The organism is Rhizobium anhuiense, from assembly GCF_003985145.1.
GTDB classification, from domain to species: domain Bacteria; phylum Pseudomonadota; class Alphaproteobacteria; order Rhizobiales; family Rhizobiaceae; genus Rhizobium; species Rhizobium anhuiense.
The window spans coordinates 781,014-799,468 of the sequence record NZ_ML133522.1; the positions used below are offsets into that span (position 1 = coordinate 781,014).

General features: G+C 60.9%; 22 protein-coding genes. 15 read left to right on the forward strand and 7 right to left on the reverse strand.

Annotated elements, in window-relative coordinates; all coding sequences use genetic code 11:
* Nucleotides 1–51 precede the first annotated feature (51 nt).
* The 4 genes from EEQ99_RS09910 (at nt 52) to EEQ99_RS09925 (ending at nt 2,871) form a co-directional block, all read left to right on the forward strand.
* A complete protein-coding gene (locus EEQ99_RS09910) occupies nt 52–1,140 on the forward strand; it encodes an alpha/beta hydrolase (RefSeq protein WP_127430325.1) in 1,089 nt (362 codons plus the stop codon).
* Nucleotides 1,141–1,166: 26 nt separating this feature from the next.
* Complete coding sequence (locus EEQ99_RS09915) at nt 1,167–1,583, forward strand: carboxymuconolactone decarboxylase family protein (protein WP_174824443.1); 417 nt, start codon at nt 1,167–1,169, stop codon at nt 1,581–1,583.
* A gap of 73 nt (nt 1,584–1,656) precedes the next feature.
* Complete coding sequence (locus EEQ99_RS09920) at nt 1,657–2,139, forward strand: cytochrome P460 family protein (RefSeq protein WP_127430327.1); 483 nt, start codon at nt 1,657–1,659, stop codon at nt 2,137–2,139.
* Nucleotides 2,140–2,172: 33 nt separating this feature from the next.
* Nucleotides 2,173–2,871 (forward strand): DUF4405 domain-containing protein, encoded by a 699-nt coding sequence (locus EEQ99_RS09925; RefSeq protein WP_127430328.1) that lies wholly within the window; start codon nt 2,173–2,175, stop codon nt 2,869–2,871.
* A gap of 125 nt (nt 2,872–2,996) precedes the next feature.
* Here EEQ99_RS09925 and EEQ99_RS09930 read toward each other — a convergent pair whose 3' ends face one another.
* Both EEQ99_RS09930 and EEQ99_RS09935 read right to left on the reverse strand, forming a co-directional pair.
* A complete protein-coding gene (locus tag EEQ99_RS09930; protein ID WP_127430329.1) occupies nt 2,997–3,584 on the reverse strand; it encodes a hypothetical protein in 588 nt (195 codons plus the stop codon).
* Between the two features lie 18 nt (nt 3,585–3,602).
* The gene (locus tag EEQ99_RS09935) at nt 3,603–3,989 is read right to left on the reverse strand and encodes an acyl-CoA thioesterase (protein WP_049813453.1); all 387 of its coding nucleotides are present in this window, start codon (nt 3,987–3,989) and stop codon (nt 3,603–3,605) included.
* A 289-nt stretch (nt 3,990–4,278) separates the two neighbouring features.
* On the opposite strand from EEQ99_RS09935, the gene EEQ99_RS09940 reads away from it, so the two are divergent.
* The 4 genes from EEQ99_RS09940 (at nt 4,279) to EEQ99_RS09955 (ending at nt 8,806) form a co-directional block, all read left to right on the forward strand.
* The gene (locus EEQ99_RS09940; RefSeq protein WP_028757799.1) at nt 4,279–6,096 is read left to right on the forward strand and encodes a methyl-accepting chemotaxis protein; all 1,818 of its coding nucleotides are present in this window, start codon (nt 4,279–4,281) and stop codon (nt 6,094–6,096) included.
* Nucleotides 6,097–6,247: 151 nt separating this feature from the next.
* The gene (locus EEQ99_RS09945; RefSeq protein WP_127430330.1) at nt 6,248–7,570 is read left to right on the forward strand and encodes an extensin-like domain-containing protein; all 1,323 of its coding nucleotides are present in this window, start codon (nt 6,248–6,250) and stop codon (nt 7,568–7,570) included.
* A gap of 137 nt (nt 7,571–7,707) precedes the next feature.
* Nucleotides 7,708–8,055 carry a CAP-Gly domain-containing protein gene (locus EEQ99_RS09950; RefSeq protein WP_028757224.1) on the forward strand — a complete coding sequence of 116 codons (348 nt, stop codon included), beginning with the start codon at nt 7,708–7,710 and terminating at the stop codon, nt 8,053–8,055.
* Nucleotides 8,056–8,182: 127 nt separating this feature from the next.
* Nucleotides 8,183–8,806, forward strand: coding sequence for a hypothetical protein (locus EEQ99_RS09955; RefSeq protein ID WP_028757223.1), 624 nt, complete (start codon nt 8,183–8,185; stop codon nt 8,804–8,806).
* A 22-nt stretch (nt 8,807–8,828) separates the two neighbouring features.
* Here EEQ99_RS09955 and EEQ99_RS09960 read toward each other — a convergent pair whose 3' ends face one another.
* A complete protein-coding gene (locus EEQ99_RS09960; protein ID WP_127430331.1) occupies nt 8,829–9,626 on the reverse strand; it encodes a class I SAM-dependent methyltransferase in 798 nt (265 codons plus the stop codon).
* A 267-nt stretch (nt 9,627–9,893) separates the two neighbouring features.
* On the opposite strand from EEQ99_RS09960, the gene EEQ99_RS09965 reads away from it, so the two are divergent.
* Both EEQ99_RS09965 and EEQ99_RS09970 read left to right on the forward strand, forming a co-directional pair.
* Nucleotides 9,894–10,289, forward strand: coding sequence for an Ohr family peroxiredoxin (locus EEQ99_RS09965; protein ID WP_097542323.1), 396 nt, complete (start codon nt 9,894–9,896; stop codon nt 10,287–10,289).
* 118 nt (nt 10,290–10,407) lie between these two features.
* Nucleotides 10,408–11,451, forward strand: a complete 1,044-nt coding sequence (locus EEQ99_RS09970; protein ID WP_097542324.1) for a DUF3095 family protein — start codon at nt 10,408–10,410, stop codon at nt 11,449–11,451.
* 41 nt (nt 11,452–11,492) lie between these two features.
* Here the strand turns inward: EEQ99_RS09970 and EEQ99_RS09975 are convergent, their stop codons facing one another.
* Nucleotides 11,493–11,909, reverse strand: a complete 417-nt coding sequence (locus tag EEQ99_RS09975) for an NUDIX hydrolase (RefSeq protein WP_097542325.1) — start codon at nt 11,907–11,909, stop codon at nt 11,493–11,495.
* Between the two features lie 229 nt (nt 11,910–12,138).
* Here EEQ99_RS09975 and EEQ99_RS09980 point away from each other — a divergent pair, with 229 nt between their 5' ends.
* Nucleotides 12,139–13,440 carry an epoxide hydrolase family protein gene (locus tag EEQ99_RS09980; protein ID WP_127430332.1) on the forward strand — a complete coding sequence of 434 codons (1,302 nt, stop codon included), beginning with the start codon at nt 12,139–12,141 and terminating at the stop codon, nt 13,438–13,440.
* A gap of 25 nt (nt 13,441–13,465) precedes the next feature.
* On the opposite strand, the gene EEQ99_RS09985 is transcribed toward EEQ99_RS09980, so the two are convergent.
* The 3 genes from EEQ99_RS09985 to EEQ99_RS34535 form a co-directional block, all read right to left on the reverse strand.
* Nucleotides 13,466–13,939, reverse strand: coding sequence for a MarR family winged helix-turn-helix transcriptional regulator (locus EEQ99_RS09985; protein ID WP_097542327.1), 474 nt, complete (start codon nt 13,937–13,939; stop codon nt 13,466–13,468).
* Between the two features lie 149 nt (nt 13,940–14,088).
* Nucleotides 14,089–15,144: a GlxA family transcriptional regulator gene (locus EEQ99_RS09990; RefSeq protein WP_097542328.1), complete on the reverse strand. Its 1,056-nt coding sequence runs from the start codon at nt 15,142–15,144 to the stop codon at nt 14,089–14,091.
* Nucleotides 15,145–15,207: 63 nt separating this feature from the next.
* On the reverse strand, nt 15,208–15,366 hold the full coding sequence (locus EEQ99_RS34535; RefSeq protein WP_164735909.1) for a hypothetical protein: 159 nt from the start codon (nt 15,364–15,366) through the stop codon (nt 15,208–15,210).
* On the opposite strand from EEQ99_RS34535, the gene EEQ99_RS09995 reads away from it, so the two are divergent.
* From EEQ99_RS09995 to EEQ99_RS10010, 4 genes are all read left to right on the forward strand, one after another.
* Nucleotides 15,308–16,186, forward strand: coding sequence for an ABC transporter substrate-binding protein (locus EEQ99_RS09995; protein ID WP_028757808.1), 879 nt, complete (start codon nt 15,308–15,310; stop codon nt 16,184–16,186). The genes EEQ99_RS34535 and EEQ99_RS09995 overlap by 59 nt on opposite strands.
* A gap of 180 nt (nt 16,187–16,366) precedes the next feature.
* A complete protein-coding gene (locus EEQ99_RS10000) occupies nt 16,367–17,119 on the forward strand; it encodes an amino acid ABC transporter ATP-binding protein (RefSeq protein ID WP_097542329.1) in 753 nt (250 codons plus the stop codon).
* A gap of 7 nt (nt 17,120–17,126) precedes the next feature.
* Nucleotides 17,127–17,786: an amino acid ABC transporter permease gene (locus EEQ99_RS10005; protein ID WP_063475115.1), complete on the forward strand. Its 660-nt coding sequence runs from the start codon at nt 17,127–17,129 to the stop codon at nt 17,784–17,786.
* Nucleotides 17,783–18,445 (forward strand): amino acid ABC transporter permease, encoded by a 663-nt coding sequence (locus EEQ99_RS10010; protein WP_097542330.1) that lies wholly within the window; start codon nt 17,783–17,785, stop codon nt 18,443–18,445. The genes EEQ99_RS10005 and EEQ99_RS10010 overlap by 4 nt, the downstream gene beginning before the upstream one ends.
* Nucleotides 18,446–18,455 lie beyond the last annotated feature (10 nt).

Consider the following 18,455-nt stretch of genomic DNA (forward strand, 5'->3'; position numbering starts at 1 on the left):
TTTCTCTGCGATGCCGCTACCTTCTCGCCATCTGAAACGGGAGAAGCCGCCATGCGATATGGATTGTCCAACACCCTGGCCGCATTGCTGCTTGCCTCAGCACAGCTTGCCGCGCCATTGGCGACGGCTGCCGATGCGGCAAAGTCCGAGCCATTGGTCATCCAGGAGCAGGGCAGTTTTGCCGTCGGGGGAACCAGCACGACGGCGCCCGGAACCTTCGATCCGCTGAAGCCTCTCGATCCCACAGGCCAGACCTATCACGGCGATCATGCCTTTGCCTTTTACCAGGTGCCAGTCAACCCGCGTCAGTATCCGATCGTGATGTGGCACGGTGCCGGACAATTCTCAAAGACCTGGGAGACGACGCCCGACGGCCGCGAAGGCTTCCAGAACCTCTTCCTGCGCCGAGGCTTCTCCACCTATCTCGTCGACCAGCCGCGCCGGGGCGGGGCCGGGCGCAGCATGGCCGAGACAACAGTGAAACCGACGCCGGACGAGCAGCTCTGGTTCAACCAGTTTCGCGTCGGCATCTGGCCGAACTATTTCGACGGCGTGCAATTCTCCCGTGATCCGGAAGCGCTGAACCAGTACTTTCGCGCGATGACGCCGAACACCGGGCCGTTCGATATGGAGGTCGCGTCGAATGCGGCGGCAAAGCTGTTCGAGAAGATCGGCCCGGCCGTGTTGTTCACCCACTCGCAGGGCGGCGGACCTGGCTGGCTGACGGCCATCAAGAGCGACAAGGTTAAAGCCATCATCGCCTTCGAACCCGGCAGCAGCTTCGTGTTCCCGGCAGGCGAGGTCCCCGCCGATATGCCGAGCGCCTTCGACACGCTGAAGGGCGTGCCGGTGCCGATGGAAGACTTCATCAAACTGACGAAGATCCCGATCGTCATCTATTACGGCGATAACATTCCCGACCAGCCGACGACGATGCCGGCGCAGGACAGCTGGCGGGTGCGCCTTGCAATGGCCCGCCTGTGGCGGGACACGGTGAACAGGCATGGCGGCGATGTCACCGTCGTGCATCTTCCGGAGATCGGCATCCGCGGCAACACCCACTTCGCGTTCTCCGACCTGAACAACGTTGAGATCGCTGACCTAGTCTCGGCTTTCCTTAGCGAGAAGAAGCTCGACTGATTCCCGGAAATCATGAGGTGAAGACCATGAAACAACTGTTGGGTAACCTGATGCTGTCGGCCAGCATGATGCTGGCGGTTTTACCGGGCGTCGTCAGCGCTCAGACACCCGCCGAAGGCGACGACAAGTCCCGGCGGTCGCGCGCCCAACAGCTGATGGGTGCGACCGCACCGAAGCTGGCTGAACTGACCGACGACGTCCTCTATGGCGACATATGGGAGCGCCCGCAGCTGTCGAAGCGGGATCGCAGCCTCATCACCGTTGCGGCGCTGATCGCCATGAACCGGCCCGACCAGCTGAGGTCTCATCTCACCATCGCTCGCCAGAACGGTGTGACCGAGGACGAACTGATCGAGACGATCACCCATCTTGCCTTCTATGCGGGCTGGCCGAGTGCGGTATCGGCCGTCGCCATCGCGAAAGACGTTTTCGCAGGTGAATGAGACGAACGGCCTTCCGCTTTTTGCCGGAGCCGATCCCCCGAACATCTTCCGCACAAAACCAGGAAAGACATCCATGCGTCATTTCATCAAACGCATTCCCATTCTCGTTGCCGTGGCCGGCGCCGTCACTCTCGTCGGCTGGACGGTCGAGGCAGAGCCGAACCGGACGACGATGCCCGAATTGGCCGGTCTCGTTCATTACACCACCGTCAGACGTGGCAACGTGACCGAGCACATCATGACGACGAAGGAGGCCATCCAGGCTGTGAAGAACGGGCAGCCTGTTCCCGCAGGCACGCATTTCGTGCTGGTCGATTACCGCGATGGGCAAGTCTATCGCACTTTCGTCATGGAGAAGGGCCTCGGCTGGGGCGGTGATTATGACGAAGACCGCCGCACCGGCGACTGGCAGTTCCAATGGTTCAAGCCTGATGGCAGCATCAACATGGCCGAGAACACGGCGCGGTGCCAATCCTGCCATTCCTCCCGGGCCGACGAAGACTTCCTCTACACGCTTGATGATCTCAAGGCTTTCGACGGAGCTGTCATTGACTAGAGGAGATCGAAGCCGCTGCGAGAGCGCCGCGTCATGAGCCCGCTATTCCTGATACGCTTGGTGTTGGACTTCACGGCCGCCGGGCTGCTTCTGGTCGCGCTCGCCTATTGGTGGCTCGACAACACGTCACATGAACTGATCGGAAGCGGTATGTTCGTCCTTCTCCTATCGCACAATGTCTTCAACAGGCGGTGGTGGGCGAGGCTTCCAAGGGCGGCGCGGGGCAGGCCTGGGCTCGTGACAATCGCCTCGAATATCTCGATTGCCCTGGTAATGGCCGCATTGCTGGTGACCAGTCTGCTGATGTCGCGCAGTGTGTTTGCTTTCCTTCCCGTCAGCGGTGGACCGACGGCGCGTGAAATTCACATCCTTGCTGCCTACTGGGCGTTCATCCTCGCAGCTGTCCATCTCGGCCTTCACTGGTCGATGATCACGGCGGTCGCGGGCAGGCTATTGCGGGCCGGGTCGCCAAACGCGATCCGGACCGCAGCCATTCGTGCCGTTGCGGGCGCAATTGCGGCTTACGGCATTCACAGCATGGTGGTCACGGGCATCGGAGACAGGCTCTTGGCCAGGCCATCGATCGATTTCTGGGACTTTCAGGAGTCGACCGCGGGCTTCTTTTTGCATCACGTCGCGATCCTGGGGGCGTGTGCTTGTGCTGCGCATTATGCAGCAGGATGGCTGCGATGGGCGGGTGGGGTGCGGCGGGTGACGGATGCCGGCGAGTGATGTTTGCGACGACTGTGGGGATGGAGTTTGCGGCTGCGCCTCTCCCGGCCCTTCGCTTGGGCTCAGGGCGTTCGACGTTGCATCGATTCACTGGATCGATTGCTCCCGCTTCGCGGGACCACGTCTCACCCCAGCACATCATAGAGCCGGAAGATGAAGCTGATCTGGTAGAGCAGGTTGGCGGTGATGAAGGCGGTGTGGAAGCGGCGGTTGGGGGTCCAGGCGGCGATGGCGCAGAGGATGATGTAAATGATGTTGCGGGCGGGATATTCCCAGCCGAGCGAGAGGATGCGCTCCTGGCCTTTGATCGCCGTGTCGAGGATATCGATGGCGTAGGTGAGGCCGAGAATGCCGAAGAACCATTTGCGCCGGGAAATAAAATATTCCTCGTAGCCGCCATATTCGTCGAGTGAAGCCGGAAAGAGCAGGGCGCAAAGCAGGAAGAACAGGCTGCAGAAGCAGACGAGGAAGAGATAGATGCCGAAGCCGATCGCAGGCACGGCCTGCAGGCGATATTCCCACCACCAGATGTGGATGATGAACAGGAACATCGACAGCGCCCAGCCGAGATGGATGGGATAGACTTTGGCCTTACCAGGATGCTGGACGATGCCGGCAACGCCGGTCAGCACCCTGGCGAGCGACAGGCTGATGACCATGCCCATCACCACCTTGATGTGAAGGAAGACCTCCGGCGAGCTGACCATTTCCATGCTTTCGATCCCGGCCTGTCACTCCACAGGGACTTGCTTCGGTTTGCCCTCTTCGTCGAGCGCGACCATGATGAAGGTGCCGGCCGTGACCTTTTCCTGCTGGTTGTAACGCGAACGATGCGCCCAGGCTTCGACGATCAGTGTGATCGAGGTACGCCCGACACGCTCGATATCGGTATAGACCGACAGCGTGTCGCCGATCTTGACCGGCAGTTCGAAGGCCATCTCCTTGACCGCGGCGGTAACGACGCGGCCTTTGGCGCGCTCGGCCGCACGGATGCCGGATGCAAGGTCCATCTGCGCCATGACCCAGCCGCCGAAGATATCGCCGGCCGGATTGGCATCGCCGGGCATGGCAAGCGTCCTGAGCGTCAGTTCCCCTCTCGGCTTGGCGGCATCGGTCATCACGTCTTCTCCATCTGGTATGGGCCATGGGCCGGCGATTCACTGCGGATCACCCTAGTGCAAAGGCCGTGGGCTGTAAAAGACGGCACGGCCGGGCGCTGAAGGCAGCCGACGGGAAAAATGTTGCAGCCTTCGCAGATCGAAATCTCATTCGATTTCAAACGGTTGATTTCGGGCGTTTCGGCCTGACCTTACGTTATTTAATCATCTTCTAATTAAGTTTTACGCTCCAGTAATTCCGGCAATTCAGAATGCGATCGATCTCACCTAAAGAATCGCCGGGAACCTCATGCGCAACGTCAAGATTTCCACCCGCCTTTACTGCCTCGTCGGCTTCACGCTTGCCGTGCTTGCAGCGGCGATGATCTTCTTTCTGAACTATTCCTATTCCGAGCTGCAAGCGGAGCGGAAGGCGGGGCTGGAGAAGATGGAGGCGACGGCGCTCGGTATCTTCGACAAATATTACAAGATGGAACAGGCGGGCACGATGACCCGCGAACAGGCGCAGGCGGCGGCCAAGGATGTGATCGGCGCGATGCGCTACGGCGCCGACGGTTATTTCTGGATTAACGACATGCGTCCCGCCATGGTGATGCACCCGATCAAGCCGCAGCTTGACGGTACCGATATCTCGCAGATGAAGGATCCCACGGGCAAGTTCTTGTTCGTTGAATTCGTCAACAAGGTGAAGAAGGACGGCAAGGGCTTCGTCGATTATTACTGGCCGAAGCCGGGCGCCGAAGAGCCGGTGCTGAAATATTCCTATGTCGCCGGTTTCGAGCCCTGGGGCTGGATCGTCGGCACTGGTGTTTATGCGGATGACCTTGCCGCGCTTTATCGCCAGAACGCGATCTGGGCGGCGGTGCTCTGCCTGCTCGGGGCTGCCGCCACGATGGCCATCGCCTATGCCATCGTGCGCAGCGTGACAGTGCCGATCGCCCGGCTGAAGGCGGCGATGAACGCGATCGCAGCCGAAGAGGCATCGGTGGAGATTGCCGGCAGCGACCGCCGCGACGAGATCGGCCAGATGGCCAAGGTGCTGCTGGTGCTGCGTGATTCCGTTGACGAGCGTAGCGCACTGCGCGGCCGGGAAGACGAAAGGCAGCGGCAGATCGAGGAAGAGCGCCGCGGCAACGAGGCAAGCCTGCGTTCGGCCTCCGAACGACAGACCCAAGCGATGCAGGCGCTCGGCGTTGGCCTAGAGAAGCTCGCAGGCGGCGACCTGACGGTTTCGATCGGCGACATCGGCGAGGGTTACGCCAAGCTCAGGAGCGATTTCAACGCCGCCGTCGATGCGCTGAACGGCGTCATCCATGCGATCGCCGAATCGAGCCGCGTCGTCAACGACAGCGCCTCCGACATCAGCGAGGCGACCGGCAACCTGTCGAAGCGTACCGAACAGCAGGCAGCCGCGCTCGAAGAGACGGCGGCAGCGCTCGACGAGATCACCGCGACGGTGAAGACGGCATCCGAGCGCGCGAACGAGGCGCGCGAGATGGTGGCCGAGACTAAGGCAAGCGCCGGACGCTCCGGCGATATCGTTCGCAATGCAGTGACGGCGATGGGCCGGATCGAGGAATCGTCGAGCCGTATCAACCAGATCATCTCAGTCATCGACGAAATCGCCTTCCAGACGAACCTTCTGGCATTGAATGCCGGTGTGGAGGCCGCGCGGGCAGGCGAGGCGGGTCGCGGCTTTGCCGTCGTCGCGCAGGAAGTGCGCGAGCTCGCCCAGCGGTCCGCCAATGCAGCCAAGGAAATCAAGGAACTGATCAGCCGGTCGGCAACGGAAGTCGAGGGCGGTGTGGCGCTGGTGCGCTCGACGGGCGAGGCGCTGCTGGAGATCGAGGCGCTGGTCAACCAGGTCAACGATCATGTCGCCTCGATCGCGACGGCGGCGCGCGAGCAGTCGACCGGGCTGAACGAGATCAACGGTTCCGTCAACCATATGGACCAGATGACCCAGCAGAATGCCGCGATGGTCGAGGAGACGACGGCGGCAAGCCGTACGCTCGCTGACGAGAGCACCCAGTTGAAGACGCTGCTCGCGAATTTCCGCCTGCGCGCGGAGCCATCGGCGGTGGCCCGATACACACGGGCAGCGTGAGGAAGCGGAGAGATTAAAGGCCGGGAAACCGGCCTTTTTCAATTGCGTCGCGTTCAGATTGTGCCGGTAAGTTTTCATTCACCGTTTTTAACTAAAATTGAAGTGAGTTTTTTCGGTCACTGCCCAGCCAGCCTGCGGAAGCGATAAGAGTATGGCGTTTGTTTCCTTTCCTCGGCGAACCCTTTTGCCCGTTATCCTCTCGGCGGCGCTGACGACCTGTTCGATCAGTGATGGGCTGGTGCCGCCGGCCAATGTCGACAGCGGCACCAGGGTCAGCTCGATCTCACCGGCACGGGGGGCTGCGCGCATGGCGCCTGCCGTGCGCATGGCGCCGGTGGAGAGCCAGGCCTCCTATCCGGTTTCCAGCGCGGTCGTCGGCAATACGCAAGGCTCCGTCGATTATCTTGATACACCAAACCTCGCCGGCACCGGCCACGCGGCACGAGTCGCACCGGCGCAGACCGCACCGGGGTCGCGGCGGCTGCCAATGATCGACAGCGACGAGGCGCTGGCGGCGGGCCAGCCGAGCGGCAATTGGGGCGGCACGCAGAACCTTGCGATCCCTTCCGGCGGCGTCAACATGGATGATGAGCTCGGGGCCCAGCCGGTCGTCGGGCTGGCGCAGGAACAACAGCAGCAGATCGCCGAAGGCAATGCCACCGAGCCGGTTGTCGACGGCATCGGCACCGACAATCCGACGCAGCTCAACCAGCCGATGCGCCAGCCCGCGCAGCAGCCAATGCCGCAGCCGGCGGCCGAGGCACAGATGAGCCGGGCGCCCGCCTGGAGCGACGGCAGCCCTGTCGTGGCGCCGACCCGGGTTCCCGAAGAGGACGAGAGCGAAGAGGTCGCGATGCTGCGGCCGAACAATCCGATGATGAGCGAACCGGCGGCACCCGTCGATCCCAGCGTCATGCCGTCCTCTGAGCTTGCCTGCCGGCGCGAGCTGAAGCGCATGGGCGTGCTCTTCGATGAAAAGCCGCCAATCTCGAACGGGCCGGCCTGTCAGGTGCCTTATCCGGTATCGCTGAAGGGGCTTTCCGGCAATATCGGCGTGAAGCCGGCCGTGACGTTGAACTGCCAGGTGACGCTCGCCTTCGCCAAATGGGTGAAGAACGAGCTGGCGCCGTCGGCGCGCTTCCGCTACTGGACCGGCATCAAGACGATCCAGCCGCTCGGCGGCTATTCCTGCCGCCGCATGAACAACAGCCGGCAGAGATACAATCCGATGTCGGAACACGCCCGCGGCAACGCCATCGACGTCGGCAAGTTCGTGCTGAAGAACGGCCACGAGATCGACGTGCGCAAGAAGGGCTTGTTCTCGCTGCGCGAGGGTCGGCTGCTGAAGGCGGTGCGCACCGATAGCTGCCGCTATTTCAATACCGTGCTCGGGCCGGGCAGCAACCCGGAACACTGGAACCACTTCCACTTCGACCTGCGCTCCCGCAAGAGCGGCAAGGCCTATTGCGATTGATGTATGTCGCCGTAAGGCGTGCGGCGCGGGTGCAATTGATATCGTAGCAATCGGCCCGGCTGGCAGAAAATGGTTCATCCCCGCCGCGGCGCGCGCTATAGATCGGTCAGGCGGATTGCCTTTCGAGAGTTTGATCCATGAGCTATGATTTCCATGTCGGCCAGAAGGTCGTCTGCATCAACGATACTTTCAAGCATGTCAGCATCGACCAACTTATCCGCAAGGGCGAGATTTATACGATCCGCTGGGTGGGTGAATATACCCATTATGTCGACGGCACGTTCATCGGGGTGAAGCTCGCGGAAATCCATCGCGGCAATGATGACGGGCCGGAAGGTTACGGTGCGGCCGACATGCCTTACCGCGCAACGCGCTTCCGGCCGCTGGTCAAGGACAAGATCGCATCGCTGCGCAAGCTTCTGGCGCCGACACCGGATGCGCCGGTGGAACCGAAGGAAAAGATCAAGAAGAAAGAGAAGGTCTGAGCGCCCCGGCGACACCAGCATTTTCCTGACTTCGTGCGCGGGACATCAACACCGTTATGACGCGCTTGTGCCTCTGGTCTAGTTTGCCTGTGCGACAGTCCGCGAGGGGCAGGTTTGAGGGTGCGCCATGAGACTGATTTCGAAAATCCTGGGGCTCTGCGCCGCCATCGCCATCATGATCGCGGCAACGGGAACGGCGGCCGCCGATCCGCTGGTTTTCACCTATCGCGGATGGCAGGTGGATCTCACCAATGCCAGGGACGCGGAGCCCGACCGGGAGATGGTCGCGGCCGTCAAACGGCAGCTCGATATTGTCGAGCATGTCGATCTAAAACCCGATGTCCTCACCTTTATGCGGTCGATCAGGATCTGGGCCAATCCGGCCGCCGCAAAGGCCGGGCCCGGCCACTACAGCAGCAAGACCGGCATCGACCTGCGCGTCAAGAGTCTTGCGTCCGACAAGCCGATCATCCTGCATGAACTTCTGCATGCCTATCACGACCGGATGCTTCCGGGCGGATTCGGCAATGCCGATGTCAAGCAATTCTTTGATATCGGCCGGCGGGTCTGGCCGGGCGATTCCTATATGATGAGCAATGATCACGAATTTTTCGCGGTCACGGCCAGCGTCTACCTGTTCGGCGACATCGACCGGCCGCCTTATTCACGCAGCCAGCTGCGGGAGAAACAGCCGCGATACTACCAGTGGCTGGCCACGCTGTTCGATGACGGCCGGCCGCCGCGGTCGTAGGGCCAGCAGCCCGCGATCCTGATCAGGCCGTCTTCCTGCTCAGGAACAGCGCGGTCTCTTTACGAACCTCAAGGACGCCGTCGGATTGCCTGAACGCATCGGCAATGGCTTGACGGAGCTTGGTGAGCTCGAGTTCGCCGGCGCTGTCGCCGGGCGGGTAGGAGGTCAGCGCCAGGAATACATCGTCGGGCTCGGTGATCCGCAGCTTTGCCGGATGCTGCGACATGGAGACGTTTCCAAACTGTGACCGCATCGATTGCTCGGCAGCGTCATATCCGAATGCTTCGGCAGCCGGATCGGATGGCGCGCTGCCGAAGATGGTCGTCAGCGCGTAGATCTCGCCCATATTGCCGGCGCCGTTGGTTGTGACCGTAAGAGACCCGCCCGGCCTCAGCACTCTTGACATGTCGGCGATGCCGGCGGCCGGGTCGGGCAGGTGATAGAGCATATGCATCGCGACCACGGCATCGAAGGCGCCGTCTTCGAAGGGAAGCGCGGCGGCGTCGGCTTGGCGGCCTCGAACGGAGCCAAATGGCAATGCGCTGCAGCGCGCCACCGCCTCGTCGACCATGCCAGGCGAAAGGTCGGCGAGCGTCAGGTCAAGATTCTCCGGCAGCAGACCTGCCGTTGCCGCCCAGAACCAGGCCGGCCCGCAGCCGATGTCGAGGATACGATCGCCCGGCTTCACCGGCAGCTGCGCCGCAACCCATGGAAACCATGCCGTCTCGGCGATGGTGTATTGGTTATGCAGTCGAGCCCGCGCGGCGAGCTTCCGGCTGTCGCCATATTGGCCCGCATTGTCTTCTGTTATGGAGGACATCCCATCTCTCTGGCTCTTCACGGGGGCATCGGCTCGAGCTTGTGAGCAGAGCGTATAGAGGGCTCGGTCGCCCGACAAGATATGACTTGCAGGTCGGACCTCTCGCATATCGCTGTTGAGGATTGTCCGGGTACGGCGAGTTTGACTATCAAAATAAATCGTATCCGATTAAATCGGAATGGTGTTGACATCGATTTTGGTGAGGCGTATTAGAGCGCATCCGATTAAATCGGATGCGTACAAAACCCAAATCGAAAGGATATTATCATGACCGAGAAGCTTCTCTTTACCGGCAAGACCCACATCTCCGGCGGCCGCAACGGCTCTGCACGCAGTAGCGACGGCACGATCGACATCAAGCTGCCGCAACCGCATCCAGCTGCCGAAAACCTGTTCGGAATCGCCTGGTCGGCCTGCTATATCGGCGCCATCGAGCTTGCCGCATCACAGCGGAAGATCACCCTGCCGGCCGGTCCCGAGGTCGATGCGGAGATCGATCTGAACGGCGATAACGGCTCCTTCTTCCTCAGGGCGCGCCTCAATGTCAGCCTGCCCGGCATCGATCGCGAGGTTGCGCAGGAATTGATCGAGGCAGCCCATGGCATCTGCCCTTATTCCAAGGCGACACACGGCAATATCGACGTCGAGACCACGCTTCTCTGAGCGGGGAAGGGAGGACCTCACTGTCAGAGGATTTGATGCGAAGGGCCTGCCGATCGGCCGGCAGACCCCTTCCTGATGTAGCAGGCACCGGAAATCTTGCCGATCTGGAGAACATGCCATGATCAATAGCGACGCCCAGCCGCACAAGGCCTATGACGAGTTTTCACGCGTGCTCGATCCTGATGTTTATGAGCCGTTGCCCGATGATTGGCTGATCGGCATCACCGACGTCGTCAACTCGACCTCGGCGATCCGCTCGGGGCGCTATGAAGACGTGAACTTCGCGGGCGCATCTGTGATCGCGGCGCTCGGCAATGCCTGGGGATCGTTCGATTTTCCCTTCGTGTTTCGTGGAGACGGGGCGGCTTTCGCTCTGCCGCCGCAGGGCATTATGGCCGCGACATCGGCATTGCGGCAGGTGGCGAGCTTTGCCGCAGCCGATCTCGGCCTTACCCTGCGCATCGGGCTCGTCACCGTGCGGGAAATCCGTACCAGTGGGCGCGACGTGCGCGTTGCGCGCTACGCGGCTTCGGAAAGTGCGACCTATGCGATGTTTGCAGGGGGCGGCCTCAAATGGGCGGAGCAGCAGATCAAGAACGGCCGGTATCTGGTCAAGCCGGGACGCTATGCGACGAAGCCTGATCTGACCGGCCTCAGCTGTGACTGGACCCCGTTTCCGAGTCGGCAGGGCGAGATCCTGTCGCTACTGGTCGAGCCGAATGACCATACCAGTCCCGAGGCCTTTGCAGCGCTGGCAAAACGGGTGCTTGCGGTTTTCGATACCGCGCGGCGCCGGTCTCATCCGCTGTCGGGGGATATGGCTATTCCCAAGGACAGTGGGCGACAGGTCGATGCGAAAGGCTGGTCTGAGGTCGCCGCCAATTCGGATTTCCGCAAGTTCGACGACGGTTTGCGCCTGACGTTGGATTGTACGCCCGAACAGATCGACAGGGTCGAAGCCATGCTCGTTGCCGCGAGGACGCGCGGCGAGATCAACTTCGGACTGCATCGGCAGTCGCATGCGCTGATGACCTGTCTCGTGCCATCGGACAGGCCGGATTCACATCTGCATTTCCTCGACGGAATGGGCGGCGGTTATGCCAGGGCGGCCGAGATGATGGAGCAAGGGGCACTTGGCGACGCTCAGCATCATGCTCGCTGAAGACCGGTTCAGCCGGCGAGACGTCGTGACCGCCAAGAAACCTAAACGGGCGGGCGTGTTTCCCGGCTAGCCAGGTTCGCCAGCATTTCAGTGAGCTGAGGCAACACCAATTCGGCTTCTGTTTCTATCGCGGCGGCGGTGAACCATCTGAGTTCGGTATGTTCATCACCGATCAGTCGCGGCTGGCCGTGCCATTTATCGACGTTATAGACATAGAATGTGGTGAATGGTTCGGGCGGGCCTTCCGATGCGAACCGTCCTGCAAACCGCCAGCGCTCCGGCGCCACGCCTATTTCTTCGATCAATTCCCGGCACATTGCCGTCTCGGCGTCTTCGCCCTCTTCGATATGGCCGCCCGGAAGGCTCCAGCGATCCGGGTGCACCTTGCGCTTTGAACTGCGTCTTGCCAGAAGAACGGTTCCGTTCCGGCTCAAGACGCCCATCGCGATGTCGGGCATGCATTCTCCTCTGCCTCATCGATCTCGCACATGCTGCCCGCAGCTACGGCTTCTTGCAATGTCCGGTCGTTCATCGAGACAGTCGAGACATAGCCTGACAGGGCAAGTTGACCCCTCTATTGCCCGGGAGCATAGTCCCCGGACAGACGCGAATGACCTGCTGCTGCGAACGAGGTCGGTCAGTCGATCTTCGTCCGTTTCCTGACAGACCAACGGAGAGGAAAGCGTCATGCCACCCACATCTCTATCAACGCCCACGCGGCGCGAGTTGCTTGCCGCCACGGCCGCCGCCGGAGCCATGAGCATGCTTGCCGGGACGCGTGGTGCTGAGGCGAACAGCGACGGGCTTAGCCCCTTCAACGTCAACTTCCCCGAGGAGGCGCTGGATGATCTGCGCCGGCGCGTGGCAGCGACCCGCTGGCCTGATAAGGAGACCGTCACGGGCGATACGCAGGGCGTGCGGCTCGCGACGATCCAGAAACTCGCGAACCATTGGGCGACGAATTACGACTGGCGCAAGATGGAGGCGCGGCTCAATGCTTTGCCGCAGTTCATCACCGAGATCGACGGGTTGGATATCCACTTCATTCATGTCCGCTCCCAGCATAAAAATGCGTTGCCGTTGATCGTCACACATGGATGGCCTGGCTCCATCATTGAGCAGTTGAAGATTATCGAACCGCTCACCGATCCGACAGCGCATGGCGGGAGCGCAGAGGACGCATTTGATGTGGTGATCCCGTCTTTGCCGGGCTACGGCTTTTCCGGGAAACCGACGGGGTCGGGGAGCTGGAACCCGCCGCGCATCGCGCACGCCTGGGCGGCGCTGATGCAGCGTCTCGGCTACACCAAGTTCGTGGCGCAGGGCGGAGACTGGGGCAATGCGGTCACCGAACTGATGGCGATACAGGAACCGCCGGGATTGCTCGGCATCCACACCAACATGGCCGCCACGGTTCCGGCTGACATCGCTAAGGCTCTGGCTGCCGGCGGTCCGCCACCCGCCGACCTGCAGCCGGAGGAAAGACAGGCCTGGGGGCAGCTCGACGATTTCTACAAGAATGGGCTGGGCTATGCCATCGAGATGAACAACCGGCCGCAGACGCTCTACGCGATCGTCGACTCGCCGGTCGGCCTCGCGGCGTGGATGCTCGACCACGACATCCGCAGTTACCGGATGATCGCGCGCGTTTTCGACGGAGAGCCCGAGGGGCTGACGAAGGACGATATTCTCGACAACGTCACGCTCTACTGGCTGACGAATACCGCAATCTCCTCGGCACGCCTCTATTGGGAAAACGCGCACCATCCCACAGGAGGATTCTTCGACCCCAGGGGTATCAAGATCCCGGTTGCCGTGAGTGTGTTTCCCGACGAGATCTATGCCGCGCCGCGGAGCTGGGCAGAGCGGGCCTACCCGAAGCTGATCCACTACAACAGGCTGGAAAAGGGCGGCCACTTCGCCGCCTGGGAGCAGCCGACGGCTTTCACTGCCGAGCTCAGGACTGCGTTCCGGCCGCTGCGGCAGTAGACCCAGGCGGAATCAGGCGACTGATTCAAGATTTCCCCGGTTCGCCCTGCATTGATCGCAGCAGGTTGTCGCGCAGCGTCGTCACCGATTTCTGAACGACGGGAAAGTCGTCGCCGAGGCCGGTGGCGCCAAGCAGCGCGTTGGCGGGATCAGATTCGACGAGTTGGCGTCCCGCCGGCGTCAGGCTGACCCGCACCTGCCGTTCGTCGGCGGGATCGCGGTGACGGGTGATATAACCATTCGATTCCAGCTTCTTGAGGATGGGCGTCAACGTGTTGGATTCGAGGAACATCTTTTCCCCCAACACGCCGACGGTTTGGTCGTCCTCTTCGGAGAGAGCCACCATGGCGATATATTGGGTGTAGGTCAGGCCAAGCTCATCCAGGATCGGCTTATAGGCGCGGCCGAAGGCGAGATTTGCCGAATAGACCGCGAAACACAGGAAATTCGAAAGTTTCCTGCCATCTGCGCCTGCCTGAGGCGAGGTGGGCGCAAGCATATCCGGCCCCTTAGCTGCTTTAGACGTCGGCATCGGTTCATCCTGTCCAGGCTTTCTAACGATGAGACCAATATAAATCGTGTCCGATTAAATCGCAATGGTGTTGAAGTCGGTTTTCAATCCTGCCGCTTGTGGTCACTCGACAAAGATCAGCGGAAACTCCTGGGAGGCTTCCCATACTTCTTGCGAAAAGCGGTCGCGAAATGGGCGGAGTCGGAGAATCCGATTTCAAAGGCGATGGCAGTCATCGGAAGCGTGCTATTTTCGACCAGAAAACGGCCATAGCGCAATCTCGTCTCGACGATAAAGCGCTTCGGGGCCATGCCGATATTGTCCTGGAAGAGACGCGCGAATTGGCGTGGTGACAGACCGACGAGAGAGGCCACATGTTCCGGTGAGACGTCGCGGCCTTTCCGACTCTCGATGAGAACGACGGCTCGCTGTATGCGCGAATCTTCTGTGCGGCGAAATGTTGAGGCGCGGCCGTGATCGAAGGCGCTCATGTGCTTCTGCTCGGTGAGCGAAAGCTGGTGCACGGCCTTGGCCGCCCGATCCGGTCCGCAATGCGTTCGGATCAGCTCCGTCATCAGCGACAGGATCGATACGCCGCCAGGCACGGTAATGCGGCCGTTTTCGATCAGGAAGTCATCGCGCGTGGAGAAGGCAAGACGCGGGAAGGCAATCCGGAAATCCTCTGCGTGAAAGGGGTGGACGCACGCCTTGCGTCCGGTAAGCAGTCCCTCCTGAGCCAATACGAAGGCGCCCGTGCAAACACCAATTACCGGCACACCCGCCGATGCCGCCACCCTGAGATAGTCGCGATGCTTGCCGGGTGCGGCGCGCAGATGTGGCAGCAGGCCGCCGATGACCACGACGTAGTCGAAGTCGGTCGGGTTGATGTAGGGCGCGTCGGCGTGAACCCGGATGCCGCAGCTGGCCACCGCTGCATGGCCCGGAGCCCCCATGATCGACCAGCGACAATGTAATGGACGGGAATTGTCGGCAAAGTCCGCCGCATGCCTCAGAGGCTCGACGATACCCGTCAGCGACATCATCGGGAAGGTCGGCCAGAGGAGAATGCCGATGGAAAGATCGGCCTTTCGGTCGCGTGCGGCCAGAAGCCGCTCGGCCCAAAGATCGTCGAGCCAGCGCACATAGTCCGGCTCGTTGGCTGATACTTCGGAAGGTTTCTCGGATGTGATCATGGCGCATGGCAATGATAGAGAAGTCATGTCCTTTTCTCAAAGAAAATGTCCGATTTGTAAAATTCAAGGGCGACCTTCGGTGTCAAGTTTGCTCTCGTCGAACGCGACATCCGGGGAACGGAAACCACCGGACAGGGGAACCAACAAATCAAGGATCAGAACAATGGCACTTTCTCTTTCGAGAAGGATGGTGACGTGCGCTCTGCTGGCAGGGAGCTTCATGTCCCTTTCATCTATCGCCAGTGCTTTCGAGCTTGCCGAGCAGGGTAAGCTGACGGTTGCCTTTACCGGCGACATGCCCGGCTCCGGCTGGCAGGACGGGAAGCTGGTCGGCTATGACGGTGAAATCATGCAACGCATTGCCGACAAGCTCGGCCTCAAGATCCAGCCTGCGCTCATGGAATGGTCGGGTACGATCGCGTCGGTTCAGTCAGGCCGGGTCGACGTCATGCTCGGCACCATGGGCTGGACTGAAAAGCGTACGAAGATCATGACCCTGTCCGAACCGATCCACTACTTCAAGAACGGCATCATGCAATCGACGAAGACCAGCTGGGACAAGCTTTCCGATCTGGAAGGCAAGAAGATCGGCACGATCACCGGCTTTTCGTTCATTCCGGAATTGAAGAGCATCAAAGATCTCCAGCTCTCGCTCTACGACACTTCCGATGCGGCCGTCCGCGATCTTATCGCCGGGCGCATCGACGCTGTCATCGGCGATCCGCCGGTGATCTCCTACGCCATCAAGCAGAACCCTGATTGGAATATGCACTTCCTTGCCTTCACCGATAACAGTCCGGATTTCCCGCTGCTGACCGGTCTCGGCCAGGTCGTCTATGGCCTCAATCAGAAGAACGACGATCTGCGCCAGAAGATGGACGCCATCATCGCCGACATGTGGAAGACCTGCGAGATGAAGGAAATCGGCGCCCGCTACGGATTGTCGTCGGATGTCTGGTTCAAGCCTGTGGGCCAAAACTTCCGCGCCGGCGTGGATCGCCCTGCAGATTACAAGCTGCCCTCCTGCGCAGCTGGCGGCTGAACGGCCGTGCGGACGGAAGCTGCAATTGGTGGCTTTCGTCCCTCTCCGCCTACTGCATAATTCCTTAAATCGGAATCGATTTCAGGAGAAAATTATGCAGCAATTCAAAGTGCTACAGCGTCCTTGGCGCGTCTGAAAAGACGCGCGGCGCTGTAGATATGATCGCATAAGGAAACGGCGATGAATGCGCTTCTCAGCGTTGCAGGCCTGCGCAAGAGCTATGGTCCTATCGAAGTTCTCAAAGGCATAGATTTCGATGTCGCGCCAGGTGAGAAGATTGCCCTGATAGGTCCATCCGGCTCCGGAAAATCCACCTGTCTGCGCTGCATGAATTTCCTGGAAAAGCCCAGTGCCGGCGAGATCCGCCTCGCTGGCGAGCGGATCGGTGTGCGCAACGGCCATGTCATGAGTGATCGGCAACTAGCACCGCAGCGCGCCGAGATGGGCATGGTCTTCCAGCTCTTCAATCTCTGGCCGCATCTGTCGGTGACGGAAAACGTGGCGATCGCGGCGCGCAAGGTGCGCGGTCTGCCTACTGCCGAGGCACGCGAACTGGCTTTGGAGATGTTGGCCAAAGTCCATATGACACACCGCGCCGACGCCTCACCGCTCGAACTGTCCGGCGGCCAGCAGCAGCGTGTCGCGATCGCGCGGGCGCTTGCTCAGAAGCCGAAGCTGATGCTGTTCGACGAGCCGACATCCGCACTCGATCCCGAACTGGTCCAGGAGGTTCTGAAAGTAATGGAGGAACTGGCGGCCGAGGGGCGCACGATGCTGATCGTCACGCACGAGATCGCGTTTGCGCGCGACATTGCCGATCGCGTCCTGTTTCTTGACGGCGGCACCATCGTCGAAGCCGGGCCGGCACGCCAGGTCATCACCGCTCCCCGCGAAGCGCGCACGCAAGCGTTTCTCAACAAGATCCGGCATTAGGCGCGCCATGACCGGATTTTCCATATTCTTCTCGGTCGTCGAAGGGCTCGTTGCCGGGCTTGGCGTAACCGCTTTCGTCACGATCGCCTCACTGGCGCTCGCAACCGCCTTCGGGTTTTTTCTCGCCCTGCTCAGGCAATTTGCCGGGATCAAGCTTATCAATCTGGCGATCGATGCCTGCTGCGAGATCCTCTGCAATGTGCCGGCCTTGACGCATCTGTTCATCCTCTATTTCGGGCTTGCCAGCATCGGCGTGAAATTGACGTCGATCACGGCGGCCGTCCTGGGCCTCGGGCTCATCGGAGCGGCGATTACCTGCGCAATCTTTCGCGCCGGTTTCGCTGCGTTGCCGGGCGGGCAGGCGGAGGCGGCGCTTGCCGCAGGGTTGACCCCGCTCCAGACGATCTTTGAGATCCTGACGCCGCAGGCCATGCGGATAGCGCTTCCAGCGCTCGGGAACTACGCGGTGCAGCTTCTCAAGGATACGTCCGTCGTCTCGGCCATCGCGGCGCCGGAAATCATGTTCTTTGCCCGTTCCATGGTGACGTCGTCCTTCCAGACAACAATGATCTACGCGACGGCGGCGGCACTCTACCTGTTGCTGAGCTTGCCACTGATGCAGGCAACGCGGTTCCTCGAAAGACGTTACGGGAGATTGAAAGGATGAGCGTCTTCTTCGCGCCCTATGGTGATTATGGTGTCGAATGGCTGCCTCTGCTGTTGCGGGCGATGGTGAATACGGCCTTGCTTTCCGTTTGTGCCTTTGCCCTGGCATTCGTTTTTGGTTTGCTGCTGTCGCTCTGCCAGAAATCCAGTTTTGCAGGGCTGAGGTATTTCGCGGCCCTTTATGTGACGATCGTGCGTGGCGTGCCGCTGCTGGCGGTTTTGTTTCTGCTTTATTTCGGTTTGCCGGGTATCGGGATCGTCTTCGATGCTTTCGGCGCGGCGATTGCGGGCCTGGCATTGTGTTTCGCGGCCCAGGTCGCAGAGCTTTTCCGCGCCGGCCTGAAGGCTATACCGGCCGGGCAGAGCGAGGCAGCGCTGGCTGCTGGCTTCACCCCGGCCCAGAGCTTCGTCCTGATCATCCTGCCGCAGGTCGCGCGTGTCATTCTGGCGCCGATGATCATCACCTTCGTCTCGCTGCTCAAGGATTCTTCGCTCGCTTCGCTGATTACCGTCAACGAACTGGTCCTCACCGGGCGGTCGATGGCGACGGAGTATTTCCTGCCCTTGCAGATCTACATTGCCGTCGGCCTCTGCTATTTCGCGATAGCCTGGCCTTTCTCGGTCCTCTCGCGCCGGCTAGCCCTTCCGGCCGCCCGCTAACTCGTCATCA